Annotated in this window: 22 protein-coding genes; 13 read left to right on the top strand and 9 right to left on the bottom strand. The window is 45.4% G+C overall.

All coding sequences use genetic code 11. From position 1 onward, the window contains the following. Window positions 1-242: 242 nt before the first annotated feature. The 6 genes from AC5SLM_RS01085 (at window position 243) to AC5SLM_RS01110 (ending at window position 7,033) form a co-directional block, all read left to right on the top strand. Window positions 243-1,655, top strand: coding sequence for a Do family serine endopeptidase (locus tag AC5SLM_RS01085; RefSeq protein WP_495249074.1), 1,413 nt, complete (start codon window positions 243-245; stop codon window positions 1,653-1,655). A gap of 73 nt (window positions 1,656-1,728) precedes the next feature. After that, the gene (locus AC5SLM_RS01090; RefSeq protein ID WP_495249075.1) at window positions 1,729-2,400 is read left to right on the top strand and encodes a response regulator transcription factor; all 672 of its coding nucleotides are present in this window, start codon (window positions 1,729-1,731) and stop codon (window positions 2,398-2,400) included. Further along, on the top strand, window positions 2,397-3,647 hold the full coding sequence (locus tag AC5SLM_RS01095; RefSeq protein ID WP_495249076.1) for an ArsS family sensor histidine kinase: 1,251 nt from the start codon (window positions 2,397-2,399) through the stop codon (window positions 3,645-3,647). The genes AC5SLM_RS01090 and AC5SLM_RS01095 overlap by 4 nt, the downstream gene beginning before the upstream one ends. A gap of 29 nt (window positions 3,648-3,676) precedes the next feature. After that, window positions 3,677-4,090, top strand: coding sequence for a hypothetical protein (locus AC5SLM_RS01100; RefSeq protein WP_495249077.1), 414 nt, complete (start codon window positions 3,677-3,679; stop codon window positions 4,088-4,090). Between the two features lie 35 nt (window positions 4,091-4,125). Then, window positions 4,126-5,271, top strand: coding sequence for an alcohol dehydrogenase-like regulatory protein ErcA (ercA, locus tag AC5SLM_RS01105; protein WP_495249078.1), 1,146 nt, complete (start codon window positions 4,126-4,128; stop codon window positions 5,269-5,271). After that, the gene (locus AC5SLM_RS01110) at window positions 5,255-7,033 is read left to right on the top strand and encodes a sensor domain-containing protein (protein ID WP_495249079.1); all 1,779 of its coding nucleotides are present in this window, start codon (window positions 5,255-5,257) and stop codon (window positions 7,031-7,033) included. Before ercA ends, AC5SLM_RS01110 begins: the two co-directional genes overlap by 17 nt. A gap of 1 nt (window position 7,034) precedes the next feature. Here AC5SLM_RS01110 and AC5SLM_RS01115 read toward each other — a convergent pair whose 3' ends face one another. Further along, entirely contained in the window at window positions 7,035-8,237 is a 1,203-nt protein-coding gene (locus AC5SLM_RS01115) for an ABC transporter permease (protein ID WP_495249080.1), read from the bottom strand. A gap of 9 nt (window positions 8,238-8,246) precedes the next feature. Next, a complete protein-coding gene (secA, locus tag AC5SLM_RS01120; RefSeq protein WP_495249081.1) occupies window positions 8,247-10,850 on the bottom strand; it encodes a preprotein translocase subunit SecA in 2,604 nt (867 codons plus the stop codon). Window positions 10,851-10,939: 89 nt separating this feature from the next. Between secA and lolA the strand changes: the two genes are divergently transcribed. Beyond that, window positions 10,940-11,440 (top strand): LolA-like outer membrane lipoprotein chaperone, encoded by a 501-nt coding sequence (gene lolA / locus AC5SLM_RS01125; RefSeq protein WP_495249082.1) that lies wholly within the window; start codon window positions 10,940-10,942, stop codon window positions 11,438-11,440. A 1-nt stretch (window position 11,441) separates the two neighbouring features. Here the strand turns inward: lolA and AC5SLM_RS01130 are convergent, their stop codons facing one another. Together AC5SLM_RS01130 and AC5SLM_RS01135 are read right to left on the bottom strand one after the other, a co-directional pair. Further along, window positions 11,442-11,837 (bottom strand): flagellar basal body-associated FliL family protein, encoded by a 396-nt coding sequence (locus AC5SLM_RS01130; protein WP_495249083.1) that lies wholly within the window; start codon window positions 11,835-11,837, stop codon window positions 11,442-11,444. Between the two features lie 11 nt (window positions 11,838-11,848). After that, on the bottom strand, window positions 11,849-13,138 hold the full coding sequence (locus tag AC5SLM_RS01135) for an ATP-dependent DNA helicase (RefSeq protein WP_495249084.1): 1,290 nt from the start codon (window positions 13,136-13,138) through the stop codon (window positions 11,849-11,851). Window positions 13,139-13,318: 180 nt separating this feature from the next. Here AC5SLM_RS01135 and AC5SLM_RS01140 point away from each other — a divergent pair, with 180 nt between their 5' ends. After that, window positions 13,319-15,247, top strand: coding sequence for a M15 family metallopeptidase (locus AC5SLM_RS01140; protein WP_495249085.1), 1,929 nt, complete (start codon window positions 13,319-13,321; stop codon window positions 15,245-15,247). A gap of 41 nt (window positions 15,248-15,288) precedes the next feature. Beyond that, on the top strand, window positions 15,289-15,798 hold the full coding sequence (locus AC5SLM_RS01145) for a hypothetical protein (protein ID WP_495249086.1): 510 nt from the start codon (window positions 15,289-15,291) through the stop codon (window positions 15,796-15,798). Here the strand turns inward: AC5SLM_RS01145 and AC5SLM_RS01150 are convergent, their stop codons facing one another. Together AC5SLM_RS01150 and rsmH are read right to left on the bottom strand one after the other, a co-directional pair. Beyond that, complete coding sequence (locus AC5SLM_RS01150) at window positions 15,799-16,086, bottom strand: hypothetical protein (protein WP_495249087.1); 288 nt, start codon at window positions 16,084-16,086, stop codon at window positions 15,799-15,801. Continuing rightward, window positions 16,079-17,011: a 16S rRNA (cytosine(1402)-N(4))-methyltransferase RsmH gene (gene rsmH / locus AC5SLM_RS01155; RefSeq protein ID WP_495249088.1), complete on the bottom strand. Its 933-nt coding sequence runs from the start codon at window positions 17,009-17,011 to the stop codon at window positions 16,079-16,081. Before rsmH ends, AC5SLM_RS01150 begins: the two co-directional genes overlap by 8 nt. A gap of 64 nt (window positions 17,012-17,075) precedes the next feature. Here rsmH and AC5SLM_RS01160 point away from each other — a divergent pair, with 64 nt between their 5' ends. The 4 genes from AC5SLM_RS01160 to ftsZ all read left to right on the top strand — a co-directional run bounded on the left by AC5SLM_RS01160 (window position 17,076) and on the right by ftsZ (window position 21,751). Next, window positions 17,076-17,654, top strand: coding sequence for a class II aldolase and adducin N-terminal domain-containing protein (locus tag AC5SLM_RS01160; RefSeq protein WP_495249089.1), 579 nt, complete (start codon window positions 17,076-17,078; stop codon window positions 17,652-17,654). Window positions 17,655-17,782: 128 nt separating this feature from the next. After that, window positions 17,783-19,243: a peptidylprolyl isomerase gene (locus tag AC5SLM_RS01165; protein WP_495249090.1), complete on the top strand. Its 1,461-nt coding sequence runs from the start codon at window positions 17,783-17,785 to the stop codon at window positions 19,241-19,243. A gap of 1 nt (window position 19,244) precedes the next feature. Continuing rightward, window positions 19,245-20,606: a cell division protein FtsA gene (ftsA, locus tag AC5SLM_RS01170; RefSeq protein ID WP_495249091.1), complete on the top strand. Its 1,362-nt coding sequence runs from the start codon at window positions 19,245-19,247 to the stop codon at window positions 20,604-20,606. A gap of 14 nt (window positions 20,607-20,620) precedes the next feature. Beyond that, window positions 20,621-21,751 carry a cell division protein FtsZ gene (gene ftsZ, locus AC5SLM_RS01175; protein WP_495249092.1) on the top strand — a complete coding sequence of 377 codons (1,131 nt, stop codon included), beginning with the start codon at window positions 20,621-20,623 and terminating at the stop codon, window positions 21,749-21,751. A 35-nt stretch (window positions 21,752-21,786) separates the two neighbouring features. Here the strand turns inward: ftsZ and AC5SLM_RS01180 are convergent, their stop codons facing one another. From AC5SLM_RS01180 to AC5SLM_RS01190, 3 genes are read right to left on the bottom strand one after another with little or no spacing between them, the layout of a single operon-like run. Continuing rightward, window positions 21,787-22,254, bottom strand: a complete 468-nt coding sequence (locus AC5SLM_RS01180) for a DUF4149 domain-containing protein (protein ID WP_495249093.1) — start codon at window positions 22,252-22,254, stop codon at window positions 21,787-21,789. Continuing rightward, entirely contained in the window at window positions 22,251-23,075 is an 825-nt protein-coding gene (prmC, locus tag AC5SLM_RS01185; protein WP_495249094.1) for a peptide chain release factor N(5)-glutamine methyltransferase, read from the bottom strand. The genes AC5SLM_RS01180 and prmC overlap by 4 nt, the downstream gene beginning before the upstream one ends. Beyond that, window positions 23,075-24,265: a M48 family metallopeptidase gene (locus AC5SLM_RS01190; protein WP_495249095.1), complete on the bottom strand. Its 1,191-nt coding sequence runs from the start codon at window positions 24,263-24,265 to the stop codon at window positions 23,075-23,077. The genes prmC and AC5SLM_RS01190 overlap by 1 nt, the downstream gene beginning before the upstream one ends. Window positions 24,266-24,328 lie beyond the last annotated feature (63 nt).

A 24,328-nucleotide genomic window follows, 5' to 3' on the forward strand; every position in this document is an offset into this window, starting at 1 on the left:
AAGCTGCTTAGTTTTATAGTTATTATAGTATAAAACTTTAGTCTATGTCAATCAAGTTTAAGGATTTTTTCTTTACATGTAAGCCTATTTTAGGCGGGTTTGTGGTTTACTAAGAGGTTAAAAATATTTACTTTGTATTTAACCAAGCGGTTTATACTTCCCAACATTAGATTTCCTCCATAACGCTTATTTTATGGGTTGTGAAAGAAATCTAATCTACCTTACATGTAAAGGACATGCCGATGAAACAACTTTTTTTAGCCCTCATACTAGGGGTTTCTCTTCTTTATGGAAGTGGTTCTATCGCCTTTAACGATGCACCTCCTGCCACCAAACGCGTCGCACCTTCTTCTGGCGAAACCATTCTTTCTTATCACGAGGCCATCAAAGACGCCAAGAACAGTGTTGTTAATATTGCTACTACCAAAACCGTCCAGCAAAATGATCAAATCCAAGACATGTTCAACCATCCCTTTTTTAGAGAGTTCTTTGGTCAAGGTTTTCAAATTCCCCAGCAAGAACGCAAAGCCAGCTCTTTGGGTTCAGGGGTGATTGTCTCAAATGATGGCTACATCATCACCAACAACCATGTTGTTGAAGGTGCCGATGAAATCGTCGTCTCGCTTATCGACAACAGCAAAGAATTTAAAGCCAAGATTATAGGATTAGACCCCAAAAGCGACCTTGCCGTGATTAAAATTGACGCCAAAGACTTGCAGGCCATTAAAATGGGAGATTCTTCTGCTCTGCTAGAGGGCGATGTGGTCTTTGCTATTGGCAACCCTTTTGGCGTGGGTGGCACCATTACCCAAGGCATCGTTTCCGCCCTTAATAAAACAGGGATTGGCCTTAACCGTTACGAAGATTTTATCCAAACCGACGCTTCCATTAATCCTGGAAACTCAGGTGGCGCCTTGGTGGATAGCCGTGGAGCGCTTGTGGGCATTAACACCGCCATTCTCTCTCGCAGTGGAAGCAACAGCGGTGTTGGCTTTGCCATTCCTTCAAACATGGCTAAAACCATCGCCAAAGCACTGATTGAAACAGGAAAAATCGAACGGGGCTACATGGGGGTTTCCATCGGTGACCTTACTAGCGACCTCAAAGAGGTCTACACCCACAAAGAAGGCGCATTGGTTTTAGGGGTTGAAGCAGGCGGCCCAGCCGATGAGGCCAAGATTAAACGCTTAGACCTCATTACCCAAATCAACAGCACCCCTATTAAGAATGCCAATGATTTAAAAAATACCGTAGGCGCTTTACTTCCTGGAGAAAAAGCGCGCATCACCCTAGAGCGCGACAATAAAGTCCTTACCACCAATGTCACCCTTGGCAATATGGATGCCGCCGAAAAAGAAGCAGCTGGAGTAAAAAGCTCTGGTATTAAAGGGCTCTCTTTAGGAGCGCTAGACGAAGAAAGCCGCTACCGATTCCGCGTTCCTCGAACCATTGAGGGTGTTTTGGTTGTTGAAGTTGAAGAAAACTCAGACGCTCAAAAATTTGGCTTTCGCCAAGGGGATGTGATTGTTCAAGTAGAACAAACCACCGTTGCAAGCCTTGAAGAGTTTACCAAAGCCATGAAAGAAACCAAGCGCGACAGAATTCGTGTGCTAGTAAGCCGTGGCGGTTACATCTCACCCATCTTAGTACGCTAAGATAGCTTTTGCGCCAAGCCATGCCTTGGCGCGCCCCTTTTGTGCTATAATTCACCCCAACCAAAGGAGTGGCATGACGCAGATTTTGATGATTGAAGATGACTTTGAACTTGCCGAAATCCTCACCGAATACCTCGAACAATTTGACATCAAAGTCACCACTGCCCACGATCCCTATCTTGGCATTTCCACCCTTGATACAGGCAAATTTGACCTGCTTATCCTAGACCTCACGCTTCCAGGCATCGACGGGCTTCATGTGTGCAAAGAGATCCGCAAAAAACATGCTATTCCCATCATCATCTCTTCAGCCAGGCATGACATTACCGACAAGGTCACTGCTCTTGAAAACGGTGCGGATGATTACCTTCCTAAACCTTACAATCCCCGAGAACTCGAAGCGCGCATCAAGAGTCACCTCAGGCGACACACCCTCATGCAAGCCCCGCAAGAGAGCGTTTGCGACCTCGTACTTGATGAGTACCAAATGAATATTGCCTTTAAGGGTGTGCCCTTGCACCTCACCGCAGCCGAGTATGGGATTTTGAGTTATTTGATGAAAAAAGAAGGCGGCGTAGTTTCGCGCGAAGAGCTCATCTACAACTGCGAAGCCATCAATGAAGAAACCACCAACAAAAGCATCGATGTTATCATCGGAAGAATCCGCCAAAAACTGGGTGAAAATCCAAAATCTCCCAAGCATATCCACGCAGTACGCGGCGTTGGGTATAAATTTCTCAAATGATTCGCTCTTCCATTTTCTACAGCATTACCTTTATCTTTTTTCTCTCCACGGCAAGTATTTTTTTGGCTTTCTTGTGGCTCATGGAGTACGACAAGCAAAACTATACCAGTGAACTCAATACCAAATATTCCATCGTCGCAAGAGCCACCTTGTTTCATCTGAATAATTTTATCACCAACGAAGAGCTTGACGCACAGGTAAATGACTTCAAAATGACCGAGATTAGTGACGCAGAAGAAAAGCAAAATATCATCGAAAACGCGCAAGTTATCGAAGAAATCCAAGCCAAGATTGGCAACAGCTCCATCCTGATTTACAATAAAAACCATTACCTCAAAATCGCCCACAATGGCACCATCTTATTGTTAAAAGACGACGACTACCAACCTTACCGCTACGACGTGATTCGCATCATCTTCGCCAGTGTCTTTTTGATTTTGCTCGCCACCTATATCTTCACTATTCGCAAGCTCAAACCCCTCCGAAAGCTCAAACAAGAAATCGATAAGTTCGCTAGAGGGGATTTGGAAGAGGTTACATGTAACAGCACAGGAAGCGATGAAATCTCCGAAGTTGCCCTTGCTTTTTACAATGCTGTAGGCCAAATCAAGGCTCTCAACCAATCCCGCCAGCTTTTCTTGCGCAACATCATGCATGAACTCAAAACGCCCATCACCAAAGGAAGAATTACCGCGGAGATGGTTACCCAAGAAAAGTATAAAACGCGGCTCATTACCGTTTTTGAAAAACTCGAAACCCTCATTAATGAGTTTGCTTCCATTGAGCGCATCACGTCAGGCATAGGCCTAAGTGACGTCAAAGGCTACCGTTTGGTGGATTTGATTGACGAGGCTGTGGATTTGGCTATGGTAGAATCCCAAAGCGTACAACGCAATATCTCAGAAGAAATCATCTTACATGTAGACTTCAAACTCTTCTCCATTGCGCTAAAAAACATGATTGACAATGGCATCAAATACTCCAAAGAAAAACGCGTCAAGGTTGTGGCCGATAGCAGCAGTATCCGTTTTATTAGCCTAGGAGACCCTCTTGAGCATCCCTTTGAGCACTACCTTGAACCTTTTGTACAAGGAGCCAACAGCATAAAAAGCTTGGGACTGGGGCTTTATATTGTTGATAATATCATTAAAGCACACGCCCTTTCCCTTACTTATCGCCATCAAAATGGCTACAACGTGTTTTATTTTGAAAAACTCGAAGCATTGATTGAAAATAGTGTACAATAAACCCACAACTCTCTTACAAAGGTGGTTCCATGCCAAGCGTCGTCTTTGAAAAGCAAGATATCCACTCTCTTCTTGAACACCACATCGCCCTTTTGGAAAGGTTTAACTTAATAGACGAAGAACCTTTTTCTCTTGTCTATTTTTCCTTGGCGAACGACCCAAAAATCGACTACGCCAAAATACTCCAAAATATCCTTCGTAAAACTGATGCCTTGTTTCAGGACAAAACAGATTTTATCATCTTGCTCCCCGGTACAGATTGGAACGGCGCCACAGAACTCCTAGCAGGCATTCAAGAGTTTCTTAGCCAACCCCCACACGACGCAATTGTCAGCTACCCAGAAGATGGCAAAAACGCCAAAGCGCTCATGCGCTCTTTGTTTGAAAGAATAGAAGAAACCCATGGCTTTGAAGTAAAAGCTCTTTTGGTGACACACTCTTAAAAATTTCGAACCGTGCAACATGTGGAGGCGGGCCCATGAAACCTATCGAACTTTCTTTGCGCAAATGCGTGACACCTGAATTTATCTTTGGCACGGGTGCAAGAAAACTTGCTGGATCTTACGCGCGCAATCTTGGCATGCGTCACCCTCTTTTGGTTACTGGCCCTACTGTCCGCAAAACTCCGTGGTTTAAAGAAGTTGTTATCTCTTTAGAAGCCGCACGTATTGACTACGTTGTTTTTGACGACGTTGTGCCCAATCCTCGTGATTTTAATGTTGCCAGTGGCGTTGCTTGCTACTGGGCAAACCATTGCGATGGGATTATTGCACTAGGAGGTGGAAGCCCTATGGATTGCGCAAAGGCAATTGGTATTGTTGTCGCCAACGGTGGCACCATTAACGCCTTTGAAGGAGTAGACCAGATTGTTCGCCCCCTTCCTCCGCTAATTTGCATTCCCACTACGGCAGGAACCTCTGCTGATGTTTCACAATTTGCCATTGTTGTGGATTCAACAAGGAAGGTCAAAATGGCGATTATTAGCAAGTCCATCGTCCCAGACCTCGCCCTCATCGACCCTGAAACAACCCTGAGCATGGAGCTTGATTTATCTATCAACACAGGACTTGACGCGCTTACCCATGCCTTTGAAGCGTATGTTTCCAATGCCGCTTCTACCATTACAGACATGTATGCCCTTCAAGCCATTGAATACCTTTTTGAAAGCCTTCCCAAGATGGTGTCCAACCCTGAAAACATGGAAGCTAGGGGTGCAATTATGATGGGAAGTCTTTTGGCGGGTCTTGCTTTTTCAAACGCCAGTTTGGGCGCAGTACATGCCATGTCTCATAGCCTTGGAGGACAAACAGATTTGCCCCATGGGCTTTGCAATGCTATTTTATTGGACCATGTGGTAGAGTTTAATTACCCCCATGCGGGAGAAAAATACAAACGCATTGGCGCAGCCATGGGGGAAAATCTTGGCAACAAAACAGACCTTTTAAGCGCCCTTCGTGACTTTAAAACTTCTTTAGGATTTGTAGCAACCCTAGGCAAAACAGGCCTTGCACCAACCCTGTTGCCAACCCTTGCTGCAACAGCAGCGAAGGACGCTTGTATCGTTACTAACCCTGTAGCCCCAACCCTTCAAGAGATTGAACGCATCTATGAAAAAGCTTTCTGAAACACCCGAATCCTTAAGGGAAAAGATTATTGGATTAGGGGAACACTCCATCCGAAAACACTACTACACGTCTTTGCAAGAACAGTTTGATGAACTGGAACGTTTCCGTGCTCTTTTGGATCAGTCTAAAGAGATGATTTTTCTTGGAAAAGATGGCTTTTTAATGGACGTCAATCAAACCGCCACCTCCTTTTACAAACTTCCTAAAGAGAAGATGCTCGGAAGTGCTTACGAAAGTATTTTTCCAACATGCATTACCAATAAAATCACATACCTTCTCAAAGAAGCAAAATACCACGATGCCCTCACACTAGAAACCCAAATCAAAAAAATCTCCATTGAATTTACGCTCCAAATCATTTTATTTCGTGATGCGCCCTATGTTGTTCTTTTTGGAACCGATATCACCAAGCGCAAGGAGGCGGAAGAGGAAATTCATCGGCTTGGAAATTACGACCCGCTCACCCATCTTCCCAATAAAAACATGCTCAACGAACGCCTTTTTGGATTAAAACAAGCTTGTTCTAAAGGCCAAGACTGCGGAACTACCTGCCATTATCTTGATGGGTGCAAGTATTCTGCACTTTTATTGATTGACCTTGACCATTTTAAAGAACTCAACGATACCGAAGGGCACAATCAAGGGGATATTTTTTTAAAAGAGCTTTCCAGACGGCTAGGAGGAATGCTCTCGCGAGGGGATTTTTTATGCCGTTTTGGAGGGGATGAGTTCATTGTACTCATGGAGTCTTTACATGTAGACCTTTCTCAAACTATTTCCCTTGTTGAATCTCTTGCGTATACCCTCAAAACAAGCATCAACCAACCCATTTCCCTAGGGCACACAACCCATTTATGCTCCTCGTCCATCGGTGCCGTAATTTTCCGAAAGGGGGAAGCGGGCGATGTGATTAAGCGAGCAGAGATTGCCATGTACGAGGCTAAAAATTCAGGAAGAAACACGATTCGTTTTTATGACCCAAAAATGCAAGAGGCTATTAAGCACAAAGTCTCTATCGAAACGCACTTAAAGCGCGCTCTTAAAAAGAATGCCTTAGAGCTTTACTATCAACCCAAGGTCAATACAACACAAAAAATTGTTGCCCTTGAAGCCCTGATTCGTTGGCATCATCCCGAACAAGGGTTCATTCCTCCTGCCGAGTTCATCCCCCTGGCAGAGGAAAATGGACTGATTATCCCCTTGGGCACGTGGGTGATTAAGACAGCCTGCCTTCAACTGGCGCGTTGGTCGCTTGATGAAAAAACATCTTCCTTAACAATTGCGGTTAATCTAAGCATCAAACAGCTCCAAAGCGAAAACTTTGTCGCCACCGTAGCAAGGATTTTAGAAGCAACCAAATGCCCCAAAGGTAAATTGATTTTTGAAATCACGGAGACAATGTTCATGGGGGATGTGGATACTATTGTTACTAAAATGCATCAGATAAAAAGCATGGGCATACGCTTTTCGATTGATGATTTTGGAACAGGGTATTCTTCTCTAAGCGCCATCAAAAAGATTCCCCTTAATGAGCTCAAAATCGACCAAAGCTTTACCCAAGACATCAAAGGTCAGGCTGATGAGGGCATCATTATCCACACTATCATTGGAATGGCAAAAAACCTTGGTCTTCGTGTTGTTGCCGAGGGAGTGGAGACCAAGGAGCAATTTACCTTCTTGAAAAATGCAGGATGTCACGTCTTTCAAGGGTATCTTTTTAGCAAACCTCTGCCCCTTGAGGCCTTAGAAAAAATACTCTAGCTTACTCGTTGCGTAGGGTTTCTAAGACATTAACCTCTGTTGCTTTTTTAGCAGGGTAGTAAGACGAAAAAGCCACCACGCCGCTCGCCCCAAGCACAATCAGCCAAAAATCTTGCATGGAAAGCTCCAAAGGAAGCCTCGCCGAACCGTACACGTCTGCGGGAAGGTTGATGATGTCAAAAGAGCCCAAAAGCCAAATCCCAAGGCCACCCAAACACACCCCAAGCAAGACCCCACTCCCGCCAATTACAACGCCTAAGATAAAAAAAGTGTGTTTGATTTCGCGCTTATAAACCCCCAAGGAAAGCAACAGCGCAATCTCTTGACGGCGGTTCATAACGGTCATAAGCAAAGAGCTAATGATATTTAAAGAAGCAACCAAAATGATGAGCATCAGCACAATAAACAACGCGCGTTTTTCCAAAGCAAGGGCAGAAAAAAAGTTTCCGTTTTGTTGCCACCACCCGATGGCACGCAAGTGAGAAGGTAAAATCCCTGCGAGTATTTCGATGTCTTTAAAAGGGTCCTTGGAGTACAAATGCACCCCATCGTACGTGCCCTCGGTGTAGCCAAGTATCTTTTGAAGAGAGCCCACTGGCGTGTACATGTAGGTCTTATCGTACGCCAAAAGACCCGACTGAAAGGTAGCTTTATGGGTAAAACGTTTCATTTTTGGCATCAAAGCAAGCCCGCCAGGTTCCGCGTGCGTAAACAGCACCATCAGCCGCTCATCAGCCTCCAACAAAAACTCGTCCACGATGCCTTTGCCTGCCAAAAGCTCAAACTCTTCAAGCACCACTTCCCCAAGACCCTCAGCAACAACGGAATTAATTTGCTTCTCTTTTTCCATGTCCACCCCAAACACAAGGGCACCTTCAAGCTTTTGGCCGCGGCGCAACATGACCTGGGAGGAGATGTAAGGACTGGCCTTAAGATGAGGCATTTTTTCCAAAATCGCCTCCACATCCTTTACATGTACGCCTCCTGGCATAAAGGTTGTCACCGTGAGGGGGTAATTCATGGTAAAAAGTTTACGTTGAAATTCTTTGTCAAAACCGTTCATGATAGCCATAGCCACAAGCAAGACCATCACGCCAATCGCCACACCCAAAAAGGCCAAAAAGGCACTGATGGAGATAAAGGGTTGGCTTTTGTCAAAGCGGAGGTATTTGGAAACCAAAAACCTCCTAATGTCGTGGTTCAATCCTTATCCTTAGGCTAAAATGCCGCGTTTTGGACCACTTTTTCCACAACACATTTTGTATTTTTTGCCGCTTCCGCAAGGGCACGGATCGTTACGCGGAATCTTTTTTTCCACTGCCGCTTCAGAAGAGACCGATTCATGCTCCAAGCGCGCACCTTCATTTTGTTGCGCCTCCATGCGTCGAATCATCTCCTCCATCTTGGCGCGCTCTTCTTCGGCCTTTTCATCACGCAAACGGATACGTTGCAAGGTTTTAATGCTTTCAAACTTAATCCGCTCTACAAGCTCCATAAAAAGATTGTAGCTCTCTTTTTTGTATTCAGTAAGAGGGTCTTTTTGGTTGTAACCGCGAAGGCCAATACCTGTTTTTAAAATGTCCATCTGGTACAAATGCTCTCGCCATGCGTTATCAAGCACTTGAAGGTATAAAATGCGCTCAATCTCATGGCGTTGTTCCGCGTCTACCACGGCCATTTTTGCTTCGTAGCTCTCTTTGAGTTTGGCTTCAATTTCTGTTTTTAACCCCTCATAATCAAGCCCTTTTAGCAACGCAACGTCCAAGGTGTATCCCATGTCGTTTTGCACTAAAGCACTCAATTTTTCCACATCGTACTCTTCTTTGAGTCCACCTTCAAAAATCTCTGCACGCAACAGTACTCCCCCAACATACTCTGCACGAATTTCTTCAATCTTTTCTTGAATTTTGTATTCAGGATTAAGCAAATCGTTGCGGAAATTGTAAATGGTCTTGCGCTGTTGATTGGCCACGTCATCGTACTCAAGCAAGTGCTTTCGTGATTCAAAATGGAGGTTTTCCACTTTCTTTTGGGCATTTTCCACTGCGCGTGTTACCATGCGCGACTCAATGCTCTCGCCCTCTTCAATCCCAAGCCGTTCCATAATAGCCTTAATACGGTCACTTCCAAAAATACGCAACAGGTTGTCTTCCAAGCTCAGGTAAAATCTGCTTTGTCCAGGATCACCCTGACGGCCCGCACGTCCGCGAAGTTGATTGTCAATCCGTCTACTCTCGTGCCGCTCTGTAGCAATGATATACAACCCGCCCAAGGCCTTCACTTCTTCAGTGAGCTTAATGTCAACCCCGCGACCCGCCATGTTAGTCGCAATAGTAACAGCCCCTTTAATGCCCGCATTTTGGATAATCTGTGCTTCTTTTTCGTGATTTTTGGCATTTAAAACGGAGTGGGCTATTTTTTCTTTTTTTAATAAACCATCCAGATACTCACTCTTTTCGATAGAAGCCGTTCCTACGAGCACGGGCTGTCCTAGGGCATTTGCCCGCTTGATTTCTTCGATAACAGCGGCAAACTTTTCCCTTTCTGTTTTATAAATCAAGTCATTTTTATCTTCACGTATTACCGTCACGTTTGTCGGAATGGAGATAACATCGAGTTTGTAAATTTGCGCAAATTCTGTGGCTTCGGTTTGAGCAGTGCCTGTCATACCTGCAAGTTTTTCATACATACGGAAATAGTTTTGAAAAGTAATGTCTGCCAACGTTTGAGACTCTTCTTGAATCGCCACACCCTCTTTTGCCTCAAGCGCTTGGTGCAAGCCTTCGCTAAAACGGCGCCCTTCGCTAAGGCGACCCGTAAATTCATCGACGATAATAACCTCATCTTCTTTCACCACATAGTCCACATCTTTTTCAAACAAATACTGGGCCTTCAGGGCTTGGTCGAGGTGGTGGGAGAGTACAGCGTTTTCCATGCTATAGAGGTTGTCTACCCCAAAGAGTTCTTCAGCTTTTGTAATCCCTTCCTCAGTCATCATAATGGTACGGTTTTTTTCATCAACCGTAAAATCACCCTGTGCGGGTTGCCCCTCCTCAGAAAGTTCTCCACGCACAAGCTTTCTTGCGACATCATTAGCGCGTTTGTAGCTGTCTAACGTGCGGTTAGTCGGCCCAGAAATAATAAGAGGAGTTCGCGCCTCATCAATCAAAATTGAATCCACTTCATCCACAATTACGTAATGGTGCTTGCGTTGGACTTTATCTTTAGCGTGGTATTTCATGTTGTCGCGCAAATAATCAAACCCAAATTCGTTGTTAGTTCCATACGTAATGTCGGCTTCATACTGCGCCTTGCGCTCGGCATCATTGTGCAACCCTGCCACAATCACTCCTACGCTTAAGCCCAAAAACTCGTAAATTTTCCCCATGTCTAAAGCATCGCGTTTGGCGAGGTAGTCATTTACAGTAACAACATGCACCCCTTTGCCCGTCATGGCATTAAGCACTACGGGAAGCGTGGCCACAAGGGTTTTTCCTTCCCCTGTTTTCATCTCAGCAATATTGCCCTCATGCAACACCAATCCACCGATGAGTTGCACATCAAAATGCCGCATTCCCGTCGTACGCTTACTGACTTCACGCACGATGGCAAACACCTCCACTAACACAGAATCCAGTGTCGCATTCTCTTCTTTGACACTCTTTTTCAGTGTCTCAAAGGCTTCTTTTAGCGCCTCATCACTCAATGCTTCGTAGCGACTCTCAAGGGCGTTAATCGCCTCAGCGCGTTTTTGATAACGTTTGATTTCTCGGTCATTTTGAGTCCCAAATAATTTTTGGGCGAAGTTTAAAAACATGAAGCTGCCTTACATTTTTTGGGGCGATTGTAACACACTTTACCTCTCCGTTTGATAAAACCTGCTAGAATGCGCCAAAAGGAGAAAAGATGCGCATTTTTTGGTTATTATTTTTAGGATTGGCCCTCCACGGTGCCACGTTTGAAACCCTTTCAAGCACATTTAAACAAACGGTTACGTCTCCTGAGGGAACGGCCATCACCTACCACGGCACCCTTCATGCCAATGCACACAATCAGGCCCTTTGGTCTTACACGCGACCCATTGAAAAACAGATTTATTTTGACGATACCAGTGTTTTAATTGTTGAGCCAGATTTAGAACAAGCCATTAACACTTCCTTGCAAAGTACCCACAATTTAGCACTTTTTTTACAAGAAGCCGCTACCCAAGAACAGCGGATTATTGAGCATGAAGGCGTGGCGTACACGGTCTCCTTTCAAGATGCTTTGCCCCACACTGTCACCTACACAGATGCCCTTGAAAACAAAGTGGTCATTGAACTTTTTGATGTGGTCTTAAACCACCCCCTGCCTTTGGATATCTTTCTTCCTAGCATTCCGTCCCATTATGACAGGATTCGTCAATAGCCTAGGGGCGAGAAAGGCACAAGCCTTCGCGCTTTAACGCGGCCACAATCTCGTCTACCTTGGGATCATTGACCAATTTTAACGCATGAAGATAGACCGCGTCGATGTCTATCCCGTGCTCTTTGGCAGTAAACTCTTTAAGGGTTTGCTTCAAAGACTCTTTTCCCTTGGAGGTAAGCAAGTCTTCTGCAAAAAAACTGCCGATGACCACGTTGAGCGCGTCAACGACTTTAAAACTCTCGTCCTCCACATAACGCCCCTCAATCATCAAGCTCACGCTTACTTTCAAGGTCTCAAAATTGCCTTTTTTACTGTACAAATCGCTTTCAAACTGCTCTAAGTTCAACGTTTGTGCCCATAACCCCAAGGGGAGTAACCCCAAAAATAACCATTTCATTGTTTTCCTTTTTAATCCAAGCTCATGCTAGAATTTGAGGCATAAAACGCCCTCACCCGCTCATCCACGCGAATGCACCGCTCCACATGGGTACGTAAATCCCCTCGCGTGTAGCGCAACAATAAATCCTTAGGCTCTTTTGCCCGACTAATAGCCACGTAAAATTGGCTTGACTCAAAAATATGGTCAATGTCACACACCAAGGTTTCGATGCTCATGCCTTGGCTTTTGTGAATCGTGATAGCATAAGCCAGTTTCAAGGGAAACTGCAACACGCTTGCCATGGGCTTTTCTTGGATATCTCCGCCATTCATGTGCGGTTCGTTGAGCACAAACTCATGGCGTTCTACCTCTACGAGTGCTCCGTTTTTCTCAACCCAAATGGCATCTTCTTCGATTTCGCGCACAATGCCATGCTCGCCATTCATGTATTTGCCCCATTTATTGGTACAAAAAAGCACCCTTGCTCCCACTTTTAATTCCATAATTTCTTGCACAGGAAGGTTCTTTTTCCACCCTTCCAAACGCTTTACATGTAAGGCCAAATCGTGCAAGGTTTCTTTGGAAGGCAAGGTGACAAGCGGGGCATCAAGCTCACGCAATTTTACTCTATTCATGGCATCCGCCTCGGCGTTTCGGCCAAACAACACCGTGGGGTCTTTTTCCCACGCGTGGGTATTGCCCGATAGCGCACTTAAGTATTCTAGCACTTCCGCGCTATTATCCCCCTCGCGCACCCGCCCTAAGACGTGAAAAAAGTGCGGATTGCTTGTGCGCTTAGGCTGGTTTAGCACGAGTATTTTGGGCGCAAACACCTCCCACGCTGTGCTTTCAAAGGCATACAACGGATCACCAAACAAACTGTTAGTTGTGCGTTTTGAAACGGGCGGGAGTTGAAAAAAATCCCCAACAAAGAGCAGTCTTCCTGTAAAATTTAACTGGTCTAGGCGGTAGCGTATCATCTCCATCACCGAAGCACTCACCATGGAAATCTCATCCAATATCAAAAGCTCACACCGCTCCAAAATCTCACGCAACTCTTTCAAGCGGTGCTTGTTGTACTTATCGTTGCGCAACATCGTCTCGCTCTCGTTAGCAATTCCAAAAGCAAAAAAACTGTGCGCCGTTTGCCCGTTCACATGCACAGCACTAATGCCCGTACTGCCCAAAACCACCACGTTGTGCCCCACAGTACGATAATGGCGAATGAGCTCATACGTAAGGTAACTTTTACCCACGCCGCCGCCGCCTGTGAGAAATACATGGTTATTTTTTAGTTCTTCTTTGAGGGTTTCAAGCACACCATCTCCGTTGTTTTACTTTAGATACGCCTTTTTAGCTATGCTCCAAAGACTACGCTAACGCTAAGTTCTCCTCAGCGCAGGGCTCGCGCACCAAAGGTGCTTTGCCTTCTTTTAAAACACGTTTTGCAAGAAGGCTAATTTTGGTATTATACGCAAATAAAGAGCAAAAGGGGAGCCATGCGTGTCTTGTCGATAGTATTTTTAGGGGTTTTTCTAGGAGGCTGCACCTTGCTCTCTCCTCCTGTTTTTACCCCGCCTTCTTATACTCACGCCTTACCCAAACTCATGCAAGACGTTGCGCCCACACACACCCAAGGCGTTTGGTATGAAGAAGCATTTTTCATACCATGGACCCAAGAAAATCTAGGTATCACCAAAGAAGAAGCCCTGTGGCCTTGGCGGGTTTACCTCCCCTCCAAAGGCTACTACGGCGAAACCAAACAACCCAGACCACAAGCATGGTTTGACGCCTTGCATGAAGAGGCGAATTTTGACGCACTAGGTTCTCTTAACCAAAACGTCATCACCCTAGAAAACAGTGCTTTGCGCAACTTTCCAACCCACTTGCCTCTTTTTCGCTCCTTTGCCCAAGCGGGCGAAGGGTTTCCTTTTGATTACAACCAAAATACGCGCATTTCCCTTATGGCGCCCCTTAAACTCTCCCATTATTCCAAAGATGGCGGATGGGCTTTTGTGCTAAGTGATTCTACGTTTGGGTGGATTCCCTCTTCTGCAATTACCCCCATTGACCAATCCTTACAAGAAAAAATCCTGCACGCACCCAAAACTATGATTTTGCAAGACCACACGCCCCTTGTTTCGACGCGCTTTGAAACTTACGCGAAACTGGGGACCTTGTTGCCACTACTAGACCAACACACTGCCTTTAAGGTCGAGAAAGATTTACATGTAACGCCTCTTTATTTAAACCCCAAGCAGACCCAACCTTGGCCGCTTCCCCTAACCCCCCAGAGCCTTACACACGTCATACAAACCTTGATTGAGGAACCCTATGGGTGGGGTGGGCTTTTTGACCATCGGGATTGTTCGGCCATGACCAAGGATTTTTTTGCCTCTTTTGGCATTTGGCTACCGCGTAATTCTGCCGCCCAAAGAGACAGTGGCACTTACATCTCCCTCAAACATCTTTCTAACAAGGAAAAAGAAATCATGATTGCGCGCTTTGGAAAACCTTTTTTAACGCTCCTCTACCTTCCAGGTCACATCATGCTCTATGCAGGCGCGCTTGAAGATACGCCCATCGTGATACACAACGCATGGGGGATTAAAACCTCTCTTTTGGGCGTGGAAGGGCGTGGCGTCATTGGGAAAGCCATTGTGTCTGATTTACATGTAGGGGCCAATCACCCTTTGGTGGCCTCAAAAAATACACTGCTTTCTCGTCTTGAAGGGATGACGCTTATTGCCTCCACTTCTCCCAAGGAGCGCTTAATGCGCGCTTATCCTGATGCTATTGCACGCATCACAGACAACACCCTCTGGTTTCACGATGGTACACAACTTGTGTATGATGACGGTGTGGAAAAAGACGAGGTGACACTTTTAGAAAACCCTAGCATCAAAGACCATTTTTTTGCGCCCTACCCAACCCTGACTCCCCTTCAAACCCCCGCCACCGATCCAGGGCGTGCGAGGAATGATGCGTTTTTAAAAGCCCTTTATGGGCACACCAAAGAGGAAGTAGAATCCCGTCTTGTTACCGTTCGCTGGCTTCCAAGCCACGCCAACCAAGCCTTACGTTTTCATGGTGACCACGGAGCCGCCAAAGCCCTTCAGGCTGTTTCTGATGCACTAGACACCCTGCCTCCTGAACTTTTAGCTTATGTCGACAACCCCGCAGGGACATATAACTACCGCACCATCGCCAAAACTAACCGATTAAGCCCGCACAGTTATGGCATTGCTATTGATATCAACACGCAAAAAGGCGATTATTGGCAATGGAGCAAAACAGGGGCCTACCGTAATCAAATCCCCGAAACCATCGTTCATATCTTTGAAAAGCACGGGTTTGTTTGGGGCGGAAGATGGAAACATTTTGACACGTTTCATTTTGAGTACCGACCCGAATTAGTCAATCCATAAGCATTGCTATGGTACACTCGCGTCAGAAATATGGAGGCATTATGAAAAAGTTTGAACAACTGAAAGAAAAAATTTTGGAGTACGTGTTTATCCTCTCCAGACAGCCTATTCTTTACCGCGACTTACTTCGTGCCAATGCCCTTTATAACGAAGGAATGCACGTAGACCCAGCGGTATTAAACTTTCGCACCAACATTAGCAATGCCTACATTATCTACGCCATTTTATGCGCTATCGTTCTTGTGCCCATTACCGCTGTAACCCACGTTGTATTGGTCAATCTTGATTTCCATATTTCGATTATTGGCACCATTTTTGCCACGTCTTGTGTCTTTGTGGGCTTTCAGTTTTTTCAAGATTGGTTGCGGGATGAAATGACTTCGCGTCTCATTAGACAAGCATGGAAGATACATTTTCCCCACTTTTCCTATGAAAAATACAGCGAAAAAGTTGAAGCTATTTACCTAGAGCTCAAAAAAAATGAAGTGCCTACGAAAGAGTGGGAACACTACGTCCTAGACCGCCTTGTAAACGTCTCGCCCCAAAGCTAACTACTCCAAAGATAACACATCTAACACTTGATTTTTAAAGCGCATGGACTCAATCCCAAGGCGCAACTCTCTGTTTTCTTCTAACAAAATTTCATACTGCCCGTACAATCCGCTAATATCGCGACTGATGTAATAAATTTCGTTTTTAATGTAGATTTTTGGAAGAAAAATGCCCAAGAAAAAAAGCATTGCCAAATACACAAGGGCCAAGGTTTTAAAATCGAGGTTTTTTTCCCTTTCTTGCTCTTTGTCGTATTCACCAAGAAGCTCTTCGCGGCCCTCACCCATGCGCCCTCTTTTGTTCAATGAAAAACAAGCGCAGTTTTGAACTGCGTGAGCGAGGATTGCGCTGCACTTCTTGGGGGCTTGGCTCAATGGGTTTTTTTGTGAGAATTTTTCCAAGGGAATGGTTGCCACCGCATTCACAGCGTGGCACAAAGGGGTTGCAAATACACTCTTTTTGCCACAGTTTAAAAGTTTGCTTCACGATGCGGTCTTCTAGCGAATGAAAAGAAATGATACCCACCACACAATCACTCAATCCTGCCGTTTCGATAGAGTGTAAAAGTTTTCCCAGTTCGCCCAGCTCATCATTGACCTCAATGCGAATCGCCTGGAACACCAAAGTGGCAGGAGAAACCTTTCGCCCTTGGCTTCGCCCTCGGCCAACAATCTCCGCTAACACCTTAGCACTCGTAATGGGCCCAATCTCCCGTGCCTTGCAGATTTTCTCCGCTAACACACGCCACTGGGGAAGCTCACCATACTCACGCAATATCTCCTCAAGCTGTGCTTGCGTGTACGTGTTCACTACCTCATAAGCACTCAGCGGCATGGTTGTATCCATGCGCATATCTAGTACATCTGACTCAAATCCAAATCCACGCTCAGGTCTGTCCAATTGAAGAGAAGAGACTCCAATATCCGCCAAAATCCCCTTTACATGTAAAGGGTCAATGTGCGAAATAACCGTAGAAAAAGGGGCATGGAGTATGCGAACCCTCTCTCCAAAACGCGCCAAGCGTTTTTGCGCAAAGGCTACTGCTTGCGCATCTTTGTCACATCCCACAAGGGTGATGCGGGGATTTGCCTCCAAAATCGCTTCGCTGTGCCCGCCATACCCCAACGTACAATCCACAACCACCCCTTCCTTAAGAGCAGAAAAAGCGTGGGTTACTTCCTCGAGAAGTACGGGTATATGGGGGATGTTCACAGCCAATCCTTTCAGGGCATAAGTGGTGGTATAATACCCAAACACAGATTTAAAAAGGTTAAAAATGATTGAAGAGTATCTTGCTGGTCAACTCAAAGACATCTCACTCTCCATGTTCCGCAAAAACTTTTTTGGCATCTATCACGGCTCCATTTCTGCACGCGTAGAATACAACCGCTTTATCATCAACAAAAAAGATGCTATTTTTGATGGGTTAAAATCTTCGGACTTGATTGAGCTCTCAAGCAAAAAAGATTACCGCTGGAACGATGCGAGTATTGATGCAGACATCCACCTTAACATCTACAAAAACATTTCCGAAGCAAAATATATTTGTTACGCCATGCCTCCTTTTACCACCGCATACACACTCACACACAGCATTATCATACCAGAGGATTATTTTGGGGCAATGCAATTTGGCACTATTCACGTTTACGACCCCAAGCAGTTTGAAGATTGGTACGAACGTGCCGATGTGGAAATTTACCGCTACATGAAAGAGCAAAAAACCCCTATTGTCGTCATTCGAGGATACGGCGTGTACGCCTATGCACGCGATATTCATCAGATTGCTAAAAATATTGCCGTACTTGAAAACAGTTGCAAACTCCTTCACCGTGCCAATGAACATCGCATTTAATTTTTAGCACTAACAAACAACGATTTGTTTGTTAATTATTTTAAAAAAGTGCCGATTTTATGGTCGTTTAAAGACAAACGAAGTAAAATCATACGTTTCAAGAAAGCTAACCGAAAAAAAGGAAAAGAATGATCACGTGGATGCAGCGTCACAGAAAATACCTCGTTATTACCATATGGGTCAGCGTCATAGCGTTTGTTGGTGCTGGATTTGTTGGATGGGGTGCGTATGATTTTAACACCGACCGCTCCTCTTCTGTTGCCAAAGTAGGCAATAAAAAAATCACTATCACTGAATTTCAAATGGCCTATAACAACTATTTTTCTTACTACAACACCCTCTTCAATGGCCAACTCACCCAAGAACGTGCAGAACAAATGGGCCTAGATAAGATTGTCTTAGAAAACCTTGTCAACGAAGCCTTGATGCTTAATTACGCTGAAGATTTAGGCCTTGTCACCCTTGATAGCGATGTCAAAGAGATGTTGCTTCGAGATGAAAACTTTCACACAAGCGGTGCTTTTGACAAAGACCTCTACTACCGCCTCTTGCAAAATGCTGGCATTACGGCTAAAGCCTATGAAGAGAGCTTGAAAAAACAAGTGCTTCTTGAAAAACTCAACGCCATCATCACACTGCAACCCACTGAGCAAGAAAAAGAACTTTTTGCTTCTGCTCTTTTCATGCAAGACAAACTCAGTGTTCAAGTACTTCGCTTAAACGCTAACGAAATTCAAACCAACGATGAAAATTTAAGAGCTTTTTGGGAACCTCAAAAGTCCAACTTTCTTACCCCCACAAGCTACACCATCGACTCCATCTTTGTGCCTGCCTCCACTGAAACAGCCAGTGACGAAGCGTTGCAGCTGTTTTTTGAAGAAAATAAATTCAACTACCGCTACGAAGATGGGCGCCTAAAAGACTTTGCGGATGCCCTTCCTGAGCTTCGCCACGATGTTGCGCTAGATATGGCGCGCAAAGAAGCCCTTAGCACCTACCTTGCCTTTAAAAAAGATGAAGTTAAAGCGGAAAAAACAGAGACATTATACGAATCCGACAGTTTCTTTGAAGTTGAATTGCTCAAAGAAGCGACCATTGGAGATGTTTTAAAGCCCATTGCAACAGACGAAGGCTACATGATTGTCAAGCTTGTTTCGCTCAATCCTCCCATGCCTATGAGCTTTGAAGAGGCAAAACCCTTCCTCAGAGAAACCTTTGAAACTGAAAAAACCCAAGAACTGCTTACCCAAAAAGCCAAAGAGCTTGTAACTTCCTTTACTGGAGAGTCTATTGGTTTTGTTACGCGCGACAGTATTGTGAACATAAATGGCTTGAGTGAAGAAGAAGGTAGCTTGTTTCTCTCACGTGTGTTTGATAACAACCAAAAAAAAGGTTATGTCGTTCTTGACGATAAAGCCGTTGTTTACGAGATTTTGGAACAAAAATTGCTTGACCAAACAAAGTTAGAACAGTATAACAAACTAATAGAAGAGCATGTTTACCAAGTGAAAAACAACGAAGTAAACCAAGCCCTTGCCGAAGCGCTCAAAAAGCGCTACAAGATAGAATATTTTTACAAAGGAAACTAATTTGAGTACCACGTATTTGGGCATCGATATCGGCTCCTCTCAAATTTGTGCTGTCATCGCTGAAAAAGATGATGTAGGCATGAAGGTTCTAGGTGCGGGCGTATCCAAAGCACAAGGACTCAAAAAGGGTGTTATTACCAATATCGAACTAGCCTCAAAATCCATCAAAATGGCGCTCAGCGATGCCAAGCGTGTCGCGGGAACCCATTATGATAAAGTCATTGTTTCCATCTCAGGTGCGTACACAAAAAGTGTTGATAGCAATGGGGTGGTTAATGTGCCCAATCACGACATTGGCATTCGTGAGATTAACCGTGCTATGCAAATGGCAGACCACAATGCCAACATTCCCCATGAATACGAAAAACTTCATGTACTTCCGTACAATTTTAAAGTTGACGAACAAGAGCATATCGAAGACCCCTTGGGCATGAACGGCTCGCGTTTAGAGGTGCAAGTACATATCATTACCGCGCAAAAATCTTCCCTTAGCAACCTCAGAAAAGCCGTTAAGTCCGCAGGTGTTGACATCGACAATATCGTTCTTTGCGGGTACGCTTCGGCTATTGCGACGGTCAACGAAGATGAAAAAGAACTGGGCGTTGTTGTCATTGATATGGGCGGGGCTTCTTGTAACATGGTGATTCATTCAGGAAACTCTATTCGCTATAACGATTTTCTAGGCGTAGGCTCTTCCAACATCACCAATGACCTTTCCATGGCCTTGCACACGCCTCTTCCTGCTGCTGAAAATGTCAAAATCAATTACGGCACCTTGCATGCAAGCTCAAGTGAACTCATTGAACTTCCTGTTTTGGGAGATGAAAATGTTACCCATGAAGTTTCCCTTGACATCATCTCTAACGTTATTTACGCACGGGTCGAAGAGACACTCATGATTCTTGCTAAAACCCTTGAAGATAGCGGGTTTAAAGACCAAATTGGTGCGGGCATTGTTCTTACAGGTGGACTAACAAAACTCGAAGGTATTCGTGAGCTGGCTACTGCTATTTTTGACAACATGCCCATTCGCCTCGCTAAGCCAAAGGAGATGGAAGGCTTGTTTGAAACCTTACGAGACCCAGGACACGCAACAGCCATCGGACTTGTTATGTACGGCGGTGGGGCTTTTACCCCCTATGAGATTGATTCAAATAAAAAAATGCGCTACAAAGACGAAAGCATTGAACCCAATAAAAGTGTTCAACGCGTCCTAGAAGAAGAGGATTCCATGAAACTTGACGAGCCAGAATCCGTGGAGTCAACCAAAGATAAATTAGCACGGATTACGGACCTTGGCCAAAAAGCAAAAGGCGATAACGCCTTGGCTAAATTTTGGCATCGATTAACACAACTATTTTAAGAGGAGTACGGGACATGAGCGGGTTTACTGTTGAAGAAACGAAAAGCGTCTACGGCGCAAAAATCAAAGTAGTTGGCGTTGGTGGTGGTGGTGGAAATATGATTAATCACATGGTGCGCGAAGGCGTTAGTGGGATTGATTTGATTGCTGCTAATACCGATGCACAAGCCCTAGAACACTCCCTTGCCTACACTAAAATCCAACTGGGCGAAAAACGCACCAAGGGATTGGGCGCGGGTATGATTCCCCAAGTTGGCAAAGAGGCGGCTGAGGAGAGTTACGAAGAGATTAAAAGTGCCCTTGAACATGCGGACATTGTTTTCATTGCTTCAGGTTTTGGTGGTGGAACAGGCACAGGAGCCGCTCCTGTGGTAGCACAAGCGGCCAAAGAAATTGGTGCGCTCACGGTTTCTGTCGTCACACGTCCTTTTATGTTTGAAGGACGCAAACGCCTCAAACTTGCCGAAGCAGGACTTAATGAGCTTCGCAAAGAGAGCGATTCTATTGTTGTTATCCCCAATGACAAACTCCTTACCCTCGTAGATAAAAACCTTGGTATCAAAGACAGCTTTCGCATTGTCGATGATGTATTGGCGCGCGCGGTTGGCGGTATGAGTTCTGTGGTACTCTCTTCTAGCAATAGCGACATCAACCTTGACTTTGCCGACGTGCAAACCGTCATGAGCCATCGCGGCATGGCCCTCATGGGCGTGGGCGAGAGCGAAGGACAGGGCGCGGCGATTGAAGCGATGAAAAATGCTATCGAATCACCGTTGCTTGACAACATGACTATCAACGGAGCCCTAGGCGTGTTGGTACATTTCCGTATTCACCCCAATTGCCCACTTAATGACATCAGTGAGGCCATGAATGTGGTATTTGATGCAGCGGATGAAGATGCCCATGTTATTTTTGGCACTACTACCGATGAAAAAGTCGAAAACAACAAAGTGTGCATTACTATCGTTGCGACAGGCTTTGAAAATAAACTCGAAGAAGAAGAGCGCGGACTGAAAAAACTTGACCAAACCCAAGAGGTAGTCAAGCGCGAACGTATTCTACGGATGAAAAAAGTGAGTGGCGGGTACGAATCTCAAGAAGACTACCTTGACATCCCTACCTATATTCGCCACCAAATGGACTAACACACCCAAACTCCTCGAAGAAGTGGGCGTCCCACTCACTTCTTCACCCAAATCCTTCTTCCAAACACAACCACCTGCGCCATTAAGAGTACTTTTACCATCCACTCACTTCCCTTATGCATGGAAGCAAATAATTCTGTTTGTGTTGCCTCGGGCCCTACCGCTTGCGCTTCTACGATAAAGGGTGTGTAGTAAAAAATAAACATCATCGCCGTGTACACCACAATCACCGTTGCACCAAAAGCCCATTTGTCGCCCCTTCCTTGCTTGAATGCCACAACTTCATACAGTGCGCCAAACAAGGTTACCACCAAGAGCGCCATGTTAAAACGCAAAAAAACTTGGGTCATCAAGATGCCACTTTGGTAATGGCTTAGCACCCCTTCTCCCAAAAAAAGAGCGGGGTTAAAAATTACAGGAGCCATCATCACCCCCACAGCCAACTCCACACCAACCATCGCGCCCAAACTTAACAGATACACGACAAACAGGGTTTGTTTCATTCTTCTTCCTTTAATCTTGCGCTAAATCCACGGTCTAAGCCCGCTAAATCTTGGTAAAATCTGATACCTTTTGCGCCCACATGCGTGAGTGCTTGGAGCATTGAAGCACGCTGGTCGTAGCCCATTTCGCAAGCAATGTTGGCAACAGTTGCCTGCGAAGCGCGCTGGATGAGTTCTACTAACATCTCATCCCCTCGCTCACCCCCAAACAACGCCGTGTGCGGCTCGCAAAGCACATGGGTTTCCAAAAGCTCCTCTTGTGCAATGTAAGGAGGATTCGATACTAACACGTCAAATGCCCCGCTAACCCCATCAAGATAGGCTGCATGCACCAATTGCACGCGCTCTTGCACCCCAAAACGCACACAATTTTCCTGTGCATTTGCCAACGCTGCAGGGGAGATATCTGTAGCAACAATCTGAGCCTTAGGTAACAGCAATGCTAACATCACCGAAATCACCCCGCTGCCCACCCCTACTTCCACAATCCTAGGCGCATCGTGTCCTTTAAGTAAGGCAAGCACTTCATCCACCAAAAGTTCCGTCTCGGGCCGTGGCACCAAAACCCCTTTGTGAACGCAAAAATCCCTAGAGTAAAAGGACGCATAGCCCAAGATGTATTCTAAAGGCTCATGGTTTTGGCGTCGCGCCACAAGAGCAAAATACCCCTGCGCCTCCTCCAACTCATCCTCTTCGTGCAGCAAAAGCCACGGTCGTTCTTCTTGCAAATAGGCACACAGCAATAAGGCGGCTTCTTTTTGGGGATTCTCCACCCAAGAAAGGCACTGCCTTGCCTGAGCCAATGCCTCTTTAATCCGCACTACTCTAGCCTTTTTAACCGCTCAATCAAAGGCGGATGGGTGTGGTAAAAGGCAATCTGCAAAGGGTGCGACATGGGGAAGCTTTTGTTTTCATCGGCCAGTTTCATGAGGGCGTTTTTAAGGGCTTCTTTGCTTTCGCACGCACTGCCGTACGCATCGGCAGCGTATTCGTTACGGCGGCTCATAGCTCCTAGAAGCGGCATCATCACGAAAGAAACCAGCGGCGAGAGCAATAAAAACAACGCGATAGTGCTGTGTGAACCTTTGCTTACATGTAAGGCCTCGTAAAGGGACGCGGGCAAATTACCAAAAAGTCCAAACATGACTAGCAACATGAACGCACTCATGGCAATGTTTTTGAGCATATCTTTGTGTTTGAAATGGCCCAATTCATGCCCAAGCACGGCCAAAAGTTCAGGTTTATTCAGCTTTTCCACCAAGGTATCAAAGAGCACCACCCGTTTTGATTTACCAAGGCCACCAAAGTACGCATTTAGCCGCTTATCGCGCTTGCTCGCATCCACCATAAACACCCCGCTACTCTTAAGCCCTGCTCGCTTTAAAAGGGCTTCGATAGAAGCAGAAAGCTCGGCATTTTCCAAGGGGGTAAAGCGGTTAAAAAGGGGTGCGATGAGCGTAGGGTAAATCATATTGACAAACAACACCACCGCAAAAATAGCCACAAACCCCCACAACCACCATGAGGCAAAAGTGAGAATAATCCACGCCACAAGAGCGATAACCGCACCACCTGCTACAAAGAAAAGAAGGATGGCTTTGAGTTGGTCAAGGGCGTAGGTTTTAGCATCAATGGTGCTAAACCCGAAGGCTTTGTCTTTAAAAAAAGTACTGTAAATATCAAAGGGGAGCCCCACAAGGTAGTTTATTCCGATGAAAGCATACACAAACACAACACTCTCCCACACGCCGCCATCTGTGATGAGCCACCCTTCAAGGGCGCGCAACCCGTACCCCACCCAAAATAAAAACAGCCCGTATTCCATCAATGTACTCACCATCCCAAAACGTTCCGAAGCAATCTTATAGCGCGCGGCTTTGAGGAAATTTGACGGGGAGAGAATCACCGCATTTTCGTGTTGCGCTTTTGCCACGAAGCCTATCTCTTGGGTTGCGATATAAAGCTTTATGAGCACATAAACAAAGTACAAGGTTCCTAGCATACTCAGCATTTTTTTCCTTACATGTAACGGGTTTTAAAAAGAATGTTGATTGTAGCAAAACTGCGTAAACAA

Source organism: Sulfurospirillum sp. HTRB-L1 (genome assembly GCF_059415125.1).